General features: G+C 70.7%; 14 protein-coding genes. 6 read left to right on the plus strand and 8 right to left on the minus strand.

From position 1 onward, the window contains the following. Positions 1–257: 257 nt before the first annotated feature. The 5 genes from BUB97_RS07495 to BUB97_RS07515 form a co-directional block, all read right to left on the minus strand. Positions 258–1,865 (minus strand): ABC transporter ATP-binding protein, encoded by a 1,608-nt coding sequence (locus tag BUB97_RS07495; protein ID WP_073133217.1) that lies wholly within the window; start codon positions 1,863–1,865, stop codon positions 258–260. Next, a complete protein-coding gene (locus tag BUB97_RS07500) occupies positions 1,862–2,698 on the minus strand; it encodes an ABC transporter permease (protein ID WP_073133219.1) in 837 nt (278 codons plus the stop codon). The genes BUB97_RS07495 and BUB97_RS07500 overlap by 4 nt, the downstream gene beginning before the upstream one ends. Further along, a complete protein-coding gene (locus BUB97_RS07505) occupies positions 2,698–3,681 on the minus strand; it encodes an ABC transporter permease (RefSeq protein ID WP_073133220.1) in 984 nt (327 codons plus the stop codon). Before BUB97_RS07505 ends, BUB97_RS07500 begins: the two co-directional genes overlap by 1 nt. Positions 3,682–3,684: 3 nt before the next feature. After that, positions 3,685–5,271, minus strand: coding sequence for an ABC transporter substrate-binding protein (locus tag BUB97_RS07510; protein WP_073133222.1), 1,587 nt, complete (start codon positions 5,269–5,271; stop codon positions 3,685–3,687). A 222-nt stretch (positions 5,272–5,493) separates the two neighbouring features. Further along, positions 5,494–5,682, minus strand: a complete 189-nt coding sequence (locus tag BUB97_RS07515) for a soj family protein (RefSeq protein ID WP_073133223.1) — start codon at positions 5,680–5,682, stop codon at positions 5,494–5,496. Between the two features lie 246 nt (positions 5,683–5,928). Here BUB97_RS07515 and phbB point away from each other — a divergent pair, with 246 nt between their 5' ends. The 3 genes from phbB to BUB97_RS26780 all read left to right on the plus strand — a co-directional run bounded on the left by phbB (position 5,929) and on the right by BUB97_RS26780 (position 7,655). Next, the gene (phbB, locus tag BUB97_RS07520) at positions 5,929–6,651 is read left to right on the plus strand and encodes an acetoacetyl-CoA reductase (protein ID WP_073133225.1); all 723 of its coding nucleotides are present in this window, start codon (positions 5,929–5,931) and stop codon (positions 6,649–6,651) included. 61 nt (positions 6,652–6,712) lie between these two features. Further along, positions 6,713–6,952: a hypothetical protein gene (locus BUB97_RS07525; RefSeq protein ID WP_217659595.1), complete on the plus strand. Its 240-nt coding sequence runs from the start codon at positions 6,713–6,715 to the stop codon at positions 6,950–6,952. Between the two features lie 67 nt (positions 6,953–7,019). Continuing rightward, on the plus strand, positions 7,020–7,655 hold the full coding sequence (locus BUB97_RS26780; RefSeq protein WP_245818225.1) for a YciI family protein: 636 nt from the start codon (positions 7,020–7,022) through the stop codon (positions 7,653–7,655). Between the two features lie 4 nt (positions 7,656–7,659). On the opposite strand, the gene BUB97_RS07535 is transcribed toward BUB97_RS26780, so the two are convergent. Continuing rightward, positions 7,660–8,013 carry a phage holin family protein gene (locus BUB97_RS07535; RefSeq protein WP_073133227.1) on the minus strand — a complete coding sequence of 118 codons (354 nt, stop codon included), beginning with the start codon at positions 8,011–8,013 and terminating at the stop codon, positions 7,660–7,662. A 105-nt stretch (positions 8,014–8,118) separates the two neighbouring features. On the opposite strand from BUB97_RS07535, the gene yddG reads away from it, so the two are divergent. Further along, positions 8,119–8,973, plus strand: coding sequence for an aromatic amino acid exporter YddG (gene yddG, locus BUB97_RS07540; RefSeq protein ID WP_073133228.1), 855 nt, complete (start codon positions 8,119–8,121; stop codon positions 8,971–8,973). Between the two features lie 274 nt (positions 8,974–9,247). On the opposite strand, the gene BUB97_RS07545 is transcribed toward yddG, so the two are convergent. Both BUB97_RS07545 and BUB97_RS07550 read right to left on the minus strand, forming a co-directional pair. Continuing rightward, positions 9,248–9,853, minus strand: a complete 606-nt coding sequence (locus tag BUB97_RS07545) for a class I SAM-dependent methyltransferase (RefSeq protein WP_073133230.1) — start codon at positions 9,851–9,853, stop codon at positions 9,248–9,250. Beyond that, on the minus strand, positions 9,850–10,578 hold the full coding sequence (locus tag BUB97_RS07550) for a YggS family pyridoxal phosphate-dependent enzyme (RefSeq protein WP_073133232.1): 729 nt from the start codon (positions 10,576–10,578) through the stop codon (positions 9,850–9,852). Before BUB97_RS07550 ends, BUB97_RS07545 begins: the two co-directional genes overlap by 4 nt. Between BUB97_RS07550 and BUB97_RS07555 the strand changes: the two genes are divergently transcribed. Both BUB97_RS07555 and BUB97_RS07560 read left to right on the plus strand, forming a co-directional pair. Beyond that, positions 10,577–11,272, plus strand: a complete 696-nt coding sequence (locus tag BUB97_RS07555) for a thiamine phosphate synthase (protein WP_073133233.1) — start codon at positions 10,577–10,579, stop codon at positions 11,270–11,272. The two genes, BUB97_RS07550 and BUB97_RS07555, sit on opposite strands and share 2 nt — an antisense overlap. Positions 11,273–11,407: 135 nt before the next feature. Further along, positions 11,408–12,670 carry a porin gene (locus BUB97_RS07560; protein WP_073133235.1) on the plus strand — a complete coding sequence of 421 codons (1,263 nt, stop codon included), beginning with the start codon at positions 11,408–11,410 and terminating at the stop codon, positions 12,668–12,670. The last annotated feature ends 60 nt before the right edge of the window (positions 12,671–12,730 follow it).

Raw genomic sequence — 12,730 nt, forward strand, 5'->3', positions numbered from 1 at the left:
TCTGCTCGGTCTGTCCCGGGGAGAGGAAGAAGGAATTCTTCCTCTCCCCGGCCCCCTCACCATCATCTTCTTTTTCAAGTTGGATTCACTCGGCTGACGGTGCGCCTGAGGTCGATGACCTCAGGCGACTGCAAAGGCAGGTTCCATCTCGTTCGACCAGAGACCCCTTCGATCCGGGGTATCCACGGCAGTCAGACGGGGTTCCAAGGGCCTCAGGCCCTTGGCGGGTGCAGGGCGGAGCCCTGCCTGCTCCACCCCTAGCCTGAGACGGGCGGCGTCCATCCCCGCCCCGGGATGCTGTCCAGCAGCGCGCGCGTATAGGGGTGGGTTGGCGCGTCGAAGACCTGTGCCGTCGGCCCCTGTTCCACGATCACGCCGCGCTGCATGACCGCCACCCGGTCGCAGATTTCCGCCGCCACGCGCAGGTCGTGCGTGATGAAGAGCATGGTCAGCCCCAGGCGCTTGCGGATATCGGCCAGCAGCGCCAGCACCTGCGCCTGCACCGAGACATCGAGTGCCGAGACGGGTTCGTCCGCGATCAGCAGTTCCGGTTCCATCGCCAGTGCGCGCGCGAGGCCGATGCGCTGGCGCTGGCCGCCGGAGAACTCGTGGGGGTAGCGGTCCATCGCCCCGGGGTCGAGCTGCACCAGGCGCAGCAGCTCCCGCGCGCGGTCCAGCGCCGCGCGGCGGGGCGTGCCGTGGGTGATGGGCCCTTCGGCGATGGCCTCGCCCACGGAACGGCGGGGGTTGAGCGAGGCGTAGGGGTCCTGGAAGACCATCTGGATCTGGCGGCGGAAGGGCTTCCAGGCCTCGCGCGTCAGGGGGCGGAGGTCGGTGCCGTGGAAGAGGATCTCGCCTTCCTCCGGCCGCACCAGCCGCACCAGCGTGCGGGCCAGGGTGGACTTGCCCGAGCCGCTCTCGCCCACCACGCCCAGCGTCTCGCCCCGGTGCAGGACGAGGTCGGCATCCTTCACGGCCTGGAAGGACTGGCCCTTGCCGAACCAGCCGCCGCCGCGGTGGTAGGTCTTGCGCAGGCCCTTGAGGGTGAGGATGGGCGGGCCGGGCGGCACCGGTTCCCGTGGGGCCGGGGTGCCGTGCGGCACGGCGGCGATGAGGGCGCGGGTGTATTCATGCCTCGGCGCGTTCAGCACCTCCGCGGCGGGGCCGGTTTCCACGATGCGGCCGCGCTGCATCACCGCCACGCGGTCCGCGATCTCGGCCACCACGCCGAAGTCGTGGGTGATGAACATCACCCCCGTGCCGCGCCGCCCCTGCACCTCGCGGATGAGCGTCAGGATCTGCATCTGCGTGGTCACGTCGAGCGCGGTGGTGGGCTCGTCTGCGATCAGCAGGGCGGGTTCGAGCGCCAGCGCCATGGCGATCATCACGCGCTGCCGCTGCCCGCCGGAGAGGCGGAAGGGGTAGGAGCGCGCGAGGTTGGCCGGGTCCGGCAGGTTCACGGCTTCCAGCAGCTCCGGCACGCGGCGGGCCGCGTCCGCGCCGGCGCCGTGCACGCGCAGGGCTTCCGCGATCTGGTCGCCCACCCGCATCAGCGGGTTCAGCGCCGTCATCGGCTCCTGGAAGATCATGGCGAGGCGGGAGCCACGAAGCCTGCGCATCTCCTCGCGCGGCTTGGCCAGGAGGTCCTGTCCCTCGAACAGGATGCGGCCGGAGCGTACGGGCAGGCCGGGCGGCAGCAGGCCCATGGCGGCATTCGCGGTCATGGACTTGCCGGAACCGCTCTCGCCGACGACGCAGAGGATTTCCCCTGGCGCGACGGTGAGGCTGACCTCCTCGATCGCATTCGGGCGGTCCCCGCCCGAGGGCAGGCCGATGGTGAGGTTCTCGACCGAGAGAAGGCTCATCGGGCGCCCCGCTTGCGCAGCCGCGGGTTCATCGCATCCGACAGCCCTTCGCCGATGAGGTTCAGCGCCAGCACGGTGACGAAGATGGCGATGCCGGGAAACACGCTCATCCACCAGGCCAGGCGGATGACGGAGCGGCCGGAGCCGATGAGGAAGCCCCAGGACATCAGGTTGGGGTCCCCCAGGCCGAGGAAGGAGAGCGAGCTCTCCAGCAGGATGGCGCTGGCCGTGTTGAGCGAGGCGAGCACGATGATGGGGGAGAGGGCGTTGGGCAGGATGTCGGTCAGCACGATGGCGATCGGCCGCTTGCCCAGCACCTCGGCCGCCTGGACGAATTCGCGGTTGCGGAGGGAGAGGAACTCCGCCCGCACCACGCGCGCGACGGGCGGCCAGGAGACGATGGCGATGGCCGCGACGATGGAGGTGATGGAGGGCGTGAAGATCGCCACCAGCAGGATGGCGAGAACGAAGGAGGGGATGGTCTGGAAGAACTCGGTGAAGCGCATCACCGCGTCGTCCACCACCCCGCCGAGATAGCCGGCCAGCGCGCCGAGGGCGACGCCGATGAGGATGGAGACCGCGGTGGAGACCGCGCCCACCAGCAGCGAGACGCGCGCGCCATAGGCGATGCCGGCGGCCACGTCGCGGCCGAGGCTGTCCGAGCCCAGCAGCATCCCGTCCTCCCCCGGCGGGGAGAAGGGTGCGCCCGCCATGTCCCATGGGCTGCCGGGGAAGAGCACGGGCGCCAGCAGCGCCACCGCGAGCACCAGCAGCAGCGTGACGGCGCCGACCACCGCGCCGGGATGGCGCGCGAAACGACGGAGCAGTTCCATCACGCCACCTCCACGCGGGGGTCGATCAGGGCGTAGAGCAGGTCGGTCAGCAGGTTGAACAGCACCACCATGACGGAGGTGATGAAGAACACGCCCATCAGGACCTGGTAGTCGCGCGCCAGCAGCGCCTCGAAGGCAAGGCGGCCGATGCCGGGCCAGGCGAAGACGGTTTCCACCAGGATGGAGCCGCCGACGAGCTGCCCGGCCTGGATGCCGGCGAAGGTGATGACCGGCAGCAGGGCGTTGCGCAGCACATGGGCGCGCAGCACGCGGCCTTCCGGCACGCCCTTGGCGCGGGCCGTCTTCACGAAGTCCTGGTCCGCCACCTCCAGCATCGTCGCGCGCGTCAGCCGCGCATAGACCGCGAGGTAGAAGAGGCCGAGCGTGACGGCCGGCAGCACGAGGTGCTGCGCCACGTCCCAGGCCAGCGCCAGGCCGGTCGCGTTCAGGCTCGGGTCGCTCATGCCGAAGCTGGGCAGCCATTCGAGATACACGCTGAACAGCAGCACCAGCATGAGCCCCACCCAGAAGAGCGGGGTGGCGTAGAAGGCCAGCGCGATGACGGTGATGACGCTGTCCGCCCATGTGCCCACGCGCCGCGCCGCCAGCGCGCCCATGGCGACGCCGCCCGAGATGGCGATGAGGAAGGCCGCGCCCGTCAGCAGCAGCGTGGCGGGCAGGCGGTCCATGATGAGCCCGGCGACCCCGGCCTGCTGGCGGTGGCTGAAGCCGAGATCGAGCTGCAGCACGCCCTTGAGGTAGATCCAGAGCTGGGTCGTCAGCGGCTGGTCCAGCCCGAACTGCCGGCGCAGCTGCTCCATGTATTGCGGATCGGCCGCGCCGGACTGCCCGGCCATGACGGTTGCCGGGTCACCCGGCGCCGCATGGATCAGCAGGAAGTTGCACACCACGATCGCCAGGATGACGGCGACCGACTTCAGCACCCGGCGCAGGAGGAAGCCGGGCAGGCGGGACAATTCCATGCGCTAGGCGAGGAACACGTCGTCGTAGCTGGCATGGTCGCCGGTGCCGAGTTGCACGGCGTTGTGCAGCCGCTTGTCCGTCACCGTCGGGTAGTTCACCTCCACCACCCAGAGCAGCGGCACGTCCTCCACCAGGATCTTCTGCACCTCGGAGAAGGCGGCGCGCCGGTCCGCCTCGGCCGATGAGGTCCGCGCCTTGGCGAAGAGCTCGTCCACGCGCGGGTTGGAATAGCCGGCCGTGTTGGTGAAGAGGATCTTCTGGATGTTGGAGGAGACGTAGCTGCGCTCCACGCCCAGGGTTGGGTCGCCGAACTGGTAGAGCACGTTGGAGGTCGCCTCGTAGTCCCAGTTCGCGATGCGCGAGCCCCAGGTGCCGGCATCGGTCGATTCCAGCGTCACCTCGAAGCCGATCTGGCGCATGGCCTGGCGGAAATACTCGCCCATGCGGTTCCAGATCTCGCCATAGGGCGGGATGACGTATTTGAAGGAGCCACGGACGCCCTGGGCATTCGCGCGCAGCCCGGCCTCGTCCAGCAGCGCCTTGGCCTTGTTCACGTCGAAGGGCGGCAGCTTGGCGTTGGCGTCATAGAAGCGCGTGGTGGAGGCCACCGGGCCGGTGGCGGCCTTGCCCAGGCCGAACCACAGGCGGTTGACGATGAAGTTGCGGTCCAATGCCATGCTCATGGCCTGGCGCACGCGCTTGTCGTCGAAGGGCTTCACCCGGTGGTTCACCTCGAACCAGAAGAGCGGGGAGAAGTATTCCCAGCCCTTGGTGGTGACGTTCAGGTTCGGCGCCTGGCGCAGGGCGGGGATGTCGAAGGGCTCGATATCCGTGGCGGTGGTCATGTGCACCTGCCCGGACTGGATGGCGAGCCGCCGGCTCTGTCCGTCCGGGATCACGCGCCAGAGGATGCCGTCGAGATAGGGTTGGCCGGGCTTCCAGTATCCCTCGAAGCGTTCCATGCGCACGAAGTTGCCGCGCTGCCATTCCACGAACTTGAAGGGGCCGGTGCCGATCGGGCGGGCATTGGCCGGGTTCGCGCGGATGTCGCTGCCGTCATAGACATGCTTGGGCACGATCGGCAGGGCGGTGGCGTCGAAGCAGAGCAGGAAGGGCTGGAAGGCCTGCTTCAGCACGAAGCGCACGGTGTGCGGATCGGGCGCCGTGGCTTCCGCGACGCCGGAGAGCACGCCGCGCAGGCGGGGCGCGATCTCGCGGTTGAAGGTCATCACGGAATAGATGACGTCATCGGCCGTGAAGGGGCGGCCGTCATGCCACTTCACGTTCTCCTGCAGGCGGAACACGTATTCCAGCCCGTCCGGGCTCACCGTCCAGCTCTTCGCCAGCTCCGGCAGCGGGTCCAACGTGGGGGAGAACTTCAGCAGGCCCTGGGTGATCTTGGTGCCGCAGATGAGCGTCGGCGTCTGGTTGTTGACGCCGATCTGAAGGACCGGCGGCTCCGGGTTCAGGATGACGTTCAGCACGCCCCCACGCTTCGGCTGCACCCCCTGGGCGAGGGCGACGGAGGCACTCATCAGGAGCGGAGCGGAACCCGCCCCGGCGAGCAGGTTGCGGCGCGTGAGCTTCATCGCGGCGTCTCCGGTGCGTTGACGCGGAGACGCTAGGCCGGATGGCAGCGCGGGAGGAAGAGGGAGAAGGGCCGCGGTGGCGGCCTGGAAAACACCGCGGCGCCACGATCTGCCCAAAGCAGGGGCATGATGCTGCAAGGCGGGGCTGCGGGGCAGGCAGTACTCAGGGCACGGGGCCCCGGAAGATGGAATACCGGGAGCGGCGGGCCCCCGGTCCGGATCTCAGGCGGCCAGGCGCCGCTGCGCGCCATCCTGCGCCAGGCAGGCGGCCGCCTCGGCGAGATGCCCCGCGGCATCCTCGGCGCCCATCTCCAGGCAGCAGCGCTCCAGATGCGCCATCAGCCGCATCAGGGCGGCCATGTCGCGCCGGGCGTGGTCGGGCCAGAGGACGGCGGCGATCGGAGTATCCATGGCGGCAGGTCCTGAAGGAGCAGAGCGGGCGGCGTCCTACACCCAGGAGGGGCCGAAGCGCCAGGACTCGTTGCACCCGGCCGGCATTTTCCCACCCTCCGGGACATCTCCGGGCGGGCGAGGGCCCGATCTTGCGCGAAAAGCCTCTTGTGCAGTGCGATCTTGCGCGCGGTGCCCTTGATGGGGCCCAGGCCGCGGGTCAGCTTTGTCTCCGGGAGACCAACGCCAGAAAAAGGGGCCCAGGCCATGGCACGAATCGCTCTCGTCACCGGCGGCCAGCGCGGCATCGGGGCGGCCATCAGCGAGCACCTTCAAAAGGCCGGCCGGACGGTGGTTGCCTCCTATGCCGGGAATGAGGAGGCGGCCCGGGCCTTTACCGAGCGGACGGGTATCCCGACCTACAAATTCGACGTCTCCGATTGGGACCAGTGCGCGGACGCCCTCCGCCGGATCGAGGCCGAGGTGGGTCCCATCGAGGTGCTGGTGAACAATGCCGGCATCACGCGCGACAACACCATGAAGCGCATGGACCGGAAGATGTGGGACGACGTGATCGACACGAATCTCGGCTCCTGCTTCAACCTCTGCAGGCTCGTCTGGGACGGGATGACGGCGCGCAAGTTCGGCCGCATCGTCAATATCGGCTCCATCAACGGCCAGGCCGGCCAGTACGGGCAGGTGAACTACGCTGCGGCCAAGTCGGGCATCCACGGCTTCACCAAGGCGCTGGCCCAGGAAGGCGCGCGCTTCGGCATCACGGTGAACGCCGTCGCCCCGGGCTATGTGGATACCGAGATGGTGCGCGCCGTGCCGCCGGATGTGCTGGAGAAGATCATCGCCCGCATCCCCCGCGGCCGGCTGGGCACGGCGGACGACATCGCCCGCGGCGTGTGCTTCCTCACCGCCGACGACGCCGACTTCATCACCGGCTCCACCCTCTCCATCAACGGCGGCCAGCATATGTATTGAGGGCGTTCGGAACCGGCCGGGGCGCGGGCCGTTATCCCTTCCCTCAGAACGGGAGGTAGGCATGACGGCTTCCAAGCACCCCAAGGGCGGCCCGAACGAGGAAGGGCTGGGCGACGGCATCCCCCGCCCGCCCTCGGATGACGAGCGCAACCCGGGCATCGGCTCCTCCAAGGGCGTCTATGGCCGGGGCACCGATCCCGCCGCCCTTCAGGCCGACAACACGGATGAGGGTGACACGGCCAATGACACCACGCCCCAGGGCGGGGTCGATCCCGGCCATCTCGGCCGCACCAACAAGTAGGTCCGGCAAGTAGGTCCGGCTTGCGTCCCCCGCGCCGCGGCGCCAGCCTCGGCGCGGGGAGGACGCGATGACGGAATGCCGGCTGATCCTGGCGGGGGCGGCGATTGACGCAGGCGCCCGCATCGGTGCGGTGCGGGACGCGCATCTGGCCCTGCTGCGCCCCATGGCGGAGGCGGGGGACCTCCTTCTCGGCCTCCCCCTCCTCGATGCCTCGGGCTATCGCGGCTCGCTCATGCTGGTCTCGGCAGCCGCGCTGGACCGCTATCTCGCGGCGGAGCCCTTCCGGCGCGAGGGAATCTGGGCCTGGCAGGAGGTCCATCCCTTCCGCATCGCCCCGCTGCCCTATCGGCCCCTGCCGAGCGCGGGCGAGACGCCGGCCGGGCATACCCATGTTGTCTCCGTCGCCTGGGACGGCACGGATGAGGGCGCCCCCGCCCGCCGGCTGGCCGTGCGGGAGCGGCACCTGGCGCGGGTGGAGCCCGCCGCGCGGCAGGGCGTGCTGGCCCTGGGCGGCGCCATCCTCGATGGCCCGGGCGGCGGTATGCGCGGCTCCGTCGCCGTCACCGCGCACCCGACCGTGGAGGCCGCCCAGGCCTGGTGGGCGGAAGACCCCTATGTGACCGGCGGGGTGTGGCGCGACGTCACCTGGTACGCCACGCGCTTCGCGCCACTCCCCTACCGCCCCCTTCCCGGCACTGCCTGAGCCGTCAGGTGGCCGATGCGCGGTCGCCGATCAGCTTGTTCGCCAGCCAGGACACCACCCAGATGATGAGGGCGGCCAGGAAGGCCGTGCCGAAGCTGGTGATCCGCATGCCCGGCATCAGCAGCGCCGTCAGCCCCAGCATCAGCGCATTGACCACGAGGGTGAACAACCCGAGCGTGAGGACCGTCAGCGGCAGGGACAGCGTCGCCACGATCGGGCGGATTACGGCATTCACCAGGCCGAAGATGATGGCGGCGATGATCAGGTTCGCCAGGCTCGGGAAATAAAGGCCTGTGACCATGTTGGCCGCGATGTAGAAGGCCACGGCCGTGATGGCCGTGCGAATCAGGAAGCCCACCTTGCTCGACTCCTATGCCAGTGCGGCGCCGGACAGGACCGGCGGGACGCGGGGGCAACGCGCCCCTCATTCCCTGGTTGCCCACGGCGCCGAACGGCGCGTTCCGTGAGCCGCGCCACCCTTTCGGGCATCGGCGCGCTGGTGCTCTGGGCCTTCCTCGCCCTGCTGGCGCGCGGGGCGGCGGGGCTGCCGCCGCTGCAGGTGACGGCCATGGCCTTCCTCACCGCCGGGCTGCTCGCCATCGCCTGGCTGGCCCTGCGCGGGCAGCTCGCGGCGCTGCGCCAGCCGCCCATCGCCTGGCTGCACGGGGTGGGCGGGCTGTTCGGCTACCACGCGCTCTACTTCGCCGCCCTGGCCTGGGCGCCGCCGGTGGAGGCCAGCCTTATCAACTATCTCTGGCCGCTGCTCATCGTCCTGCTCTCGGCGCCCATCCTCGGGCTCCGGCTGGGGCCCCGGCGGCTGGCGGGGGTGGCGCTCGGCTTCCTCGGCTGCGCGCTGGTGGTGGGGCCCGGCGCCTCCTTCCCGCCCGGCGCGCTGCCCGGCTTCCTCTGCGCCGCCGCGGCCGCCATCACCTGGGCGGTCTATTCCGTCACGGCCCGCCGGCTTTCGGCTGTGCCGACCGAAGCGGTGGCCGGCTTCTGCCTCGCCGCTGGCGCCCTGGCGGCTCTCACGCATCTCGCCTTCGAGACGACGGTCATCCCCGACGCCCGGCAATGGGCCTCCGCCCTCATCCTCGGCCTCGGGCCGGTGGGCGCCGCCTTCTTCCTCTGGGACCTCGGGATGAAACGGGGCGACCCCCGCCTGCTAGGGACGCTTGCCTATGCCACGCCCGTCGCCTCCACCCTTCTCCTCCTCCTGGCCGGCGAAGGGGCGTTGACGGGCCGTATCGCGGCCGCGGCCGCGCTGGTGGTTGGCGGGGGGTGGCTCGCCGCCTCGGCGCGGGATGCGAAGCTGGGGTGAGCATGGCCGGCTGGGAGGCTTTGCCTCCCAGACCCTCCACCGGGGTGGCAGCGGCCACCCCGGACCCCGCGTCAAGCCTGCCGGGGATGCGATGCCGCTTGTTGCGCCGCAGGCATTTTGATTTCGGCCGCGCGGGCTGACCTGACCCTCGCCGAGGGCCATGGACCCTCGGCGCACCGCCAGCCCCACATTCCACGGCAGTCCTGAAGAAAAAGATGAGGGAGGGTCCGGGAGGGAGAATTCCTTCTTCCTCCCGGGGGCCGCCCTCGCAGCATCAGGGCTTCCGCAGCAGCGCCCGCACCACCTCGGCATGGCCTTGGTGCTTCGGGCCTTCGTCCAGCAGCACCGTGCCTTCCAGGCATTCCAGCAATTCCAGCCCGGCGAAGTGCTGCCGCACCAGGGCGCCGGACCAGAGCAGTTCTGGGTCGCGCGGCCCGCCGGAGCGGCGGCCCTCCTGGGCCGGGGTGAAGGCTTCGAGCACCAGAAGTCCGTTGGGGGCCAGCGCCGCCACGGCATCGGCAGCGACCGTGGCGCGGTCCTCGGGCGGCAGGTGGACGAAGATCCAGGCCAGGAGGTCGAAACGGCTCGCCGGCCAGTCCCAGCGCGTCAGATCCGCCACCATGGTGTGCAGCGCCACGCCGCGTGCCGCCGCGAGGGCCCGCGCCTTGGCGAGGCCTGCGGCGGACCAGTCCACCGCGGTCACATCCAGCCCGCGCTCCGCCAGCCAGACACCGTTGCGCCCTTCCCCGTCGCCGATGGCGAGCGCCCGCATCCCCGGCTGCAGGCGGGCTGCCTGGGCCTCCAGGTAGCGGTTCGGCGCCTCCCCGAAGGCGAAGCCGCCGCCGGTGTAGCGAGCGTCCCAGGCGGCCGCGTCGCTCATGCCGTGGCGGGGCGGGGCCTGGTGCCGAAGATGGCGCTGCCCACCCGGACCTGGGTGGCCCCGCAGGCAATCGCCGCCTCGAAGTCACCGCTCATGCCCATGGAGAGGGTCTTGAGCCCCTCCCTGGCCGCGAATTCGGCCAGCCAGCGGAAGTGCGGCAGGGGGTCCTCGCCCTCCGGCGGGATGCACATGAGGCCGGAAATGGCGAGGCCGTGCTCCTCCCGGCAGGCGCGAAGGAAGGCGGAGGCCTCGTCCCGCGCCACGCCGGATTTCTGCGGCTCGGCCCCGGTGTTCACCTGCACCAGCAGCTCGGGCGCGCGGCCCTCCTTGCGGATGGCCTCGGCGATGGCGGCGGCGAGCTTCGGGCGGTCCAGGCTTTCGATCACATCGGCCACCCGCACGGCGTCCCGCGCCTTGTTGGTCTGCAGGCCGCCGATGATGTGGAGGCGCATGGCCGGGAATTCGGCCCGTAGCCCCGGGAACTTCGCGGCCGCCTCCTGGACCCGATTCTCCCCGAACACGGCCTGCCCGGCGGCCAGGGCGGCCCGCACGGCCTCGGCCGGATGGGTCTTCGAGACGGCGACGAGTGTGACGCCGGCGGGGTCGCGCCCGGCGGCCTCGGCGGCGGCGGCGATACGAGCCTTGATCCGGGCGAGGTTCGCGGCGATGGCGTCTGGATCAGGGGCGCCGGGATCGGGGGCGTCGGGAAGCGGGAGGTCGGTCATGCGGCGGGGGAGGCTAGGGCAGAACCGCCCGGGTTGGAACGCGGCCCTGGCCGGGCCCGGGCTGCCCCGGCTGTGGCTGCTGAGCGATACCCGCCGCCTGCCGGACCCGCGCCCGGTCGCCGCCAGCCTTCCCCCGGGCAGCGCGGTGCTGGCTCGGGACCTGGACCCCGCGCTGCTCCCCTCCCTGGCCGCGCTGGCCCGGCGCCGGCGTCTGGTGCTCATGGTGGCGGGGGATGGGCGGGCGGCCCTGGCCCATGGGGCGGGGCTTCACCTGCCGGACCGCCGCCCGGCCAAGGGGCTGCTGCCCCTGCTCCTCGCCAGGCGGTCGGGCCGGCGGGTGCTTCTCTCCGTCGCCGCCCATGGGCGGGCGGGTCTGGCGCGGGCCAGGCGGCTGGGGGCGGACCTCGTTCTTCTCTCTCCGGTCTTTCCCACTGCGAGCCATCCCGGCGCCCCGGCGCTGGGCCCGTTGCGCTGGGCGGCCCTGGCCCGGAGGGCCGGGCGGCCGGTCATCGCGCTGGGCGGCGTCACGCCGAAAAGCAGCCGGCGGCTGCCGCCGGTGGCCTGGGGCTGGGCCGCTATCGGGGCGCTCATGGGGGGCGGAGGGCACCCGCAGGAGTTGTTGCCGCGCGGACACAGTGTTTCGCGCATGTCGCGTTTTGCCCCATTGCGTGATGGACGGCCCCAAAGCGCCTGAACCATAGTCCCGCCGGGCTCGGCCGAAGGGGGCGCATCCATTGGGATGCACATCCTCGCGGCAAACCCGCCGAGGGGGGCGGGCGGGTCGCAGGAAGCGCCGGGACGGTTTCCCGGCACGTCAGGAGGATTTGGGATGCGCAAGCTTCTTCTTGGCAGCACGGCCGTTGCCGCCGCTGCCCTCTTCGCGCCCGGTGGCGCGATGGCCCAGTCGCTGAGCGGTGACGCGTTCTCGTCCAGCATCGGCGCGCCGTCGACCTCGCTGCGTGGCCTCGAGGTCCGCATCGGTGGTTACTACAAGGCGATGTACAACTACACGCGCCAGGACAACGTGAACACGGGCACCGCCCGTCTCGGCAGCTCGGACTTCTCGAACGAGATCGAGATCCACGTGCTCGCCTCCGGCAAGGCCGCGAACGGCCTGCGCTACGGCGTCGCCCTCGAGATCCAGAACGACTCGGTCCGCAACACCTCGGCCGGTTCCAAGAACACCCTCGACTATGACGAGGCGTGGGCCTACCTCGCCGGCCCCTGGGGCCAGATCCGCTTCGGTGACGAAGACGGTGCGATCGGCCAGCTGCAGTCCGGCCACATCACCGGCTTCGGCCTGGGTGGCCTCGACTCCGGCGACCTGAACCAGCAGGTGGTCGGCGGCAACTACCGCATGAACCTGATGGGCCCGAACGACCTGGGCGACAACACCAAGCTCATCTACCTGACGCCGCAGTTCTTCGGCTTCGACGCCGGCGTGAGCTTCGCCTTCAACAACCAGGAAGGCGCGCTCTCGGGCTGCGACTCGATCGACACGGTCACCGCCTGCGACCGTCTCTCCGCCGTGGCCGGCGGCAGCACCCGCCGCCGCAACGAGATCCAGGCCGCCCTGCGCTGGCGTGGGTCCTTCGGCCCGGTCGGCCTGGCCGCCACGGTCGGCTACATCGGCGCGGATGCGGTGAAGAACATCACCGGCAACTCCGGCGAGCGCATCGACATGCTGTGGGCCGGCGCCGTGGCGACCGCTTACGGCTTCTCGGTGGGCGGCTGGTACACCGGCGGCACCAACAACGGTAACTTCACGACCGTGACCCGCGCTGGCGGCACGATCCGTGACGACCGTCGTTCGGACGCCTTCCTCGTCGGCGCGACCTACACGATCGACGCGATCACCGTCGGTGGTCACTTCTCCACCAACTGGTCGGCTGGCAGCCAGACCGCTCCGGCTGGTCGTCGTGACCTCGGCTGGTCCGTCGGCGGCAACTACCGCGTCGCCCCGGGCCTCGACTTCTTCGCCGAGTACAACCGCGTTGAGCGCAAGGAGCGCGGCGTGCAGCTCACGAACTCCGGCCCGGCTGGTAAGGCCGATACGGATGTCGTGCTCGCCGGCTTCCGGGTCGCTTTCTGATCCGGCTTTGGCCGAACGGAAGGGGGGCGGCGGGGAAACCCGCCGCCCCTTTCCATTTGT

It is taken from the genome of Muricoccus roseus (genome assembly GCF_900141905.1).
Taxonomy (GTDB): domain Bacteria; phylum Pseudomonadota; class Alphaproteobacteria; order Acetobacterales; family Acetobacteraceae; genus Roseomonas; species Roseomonas rosea.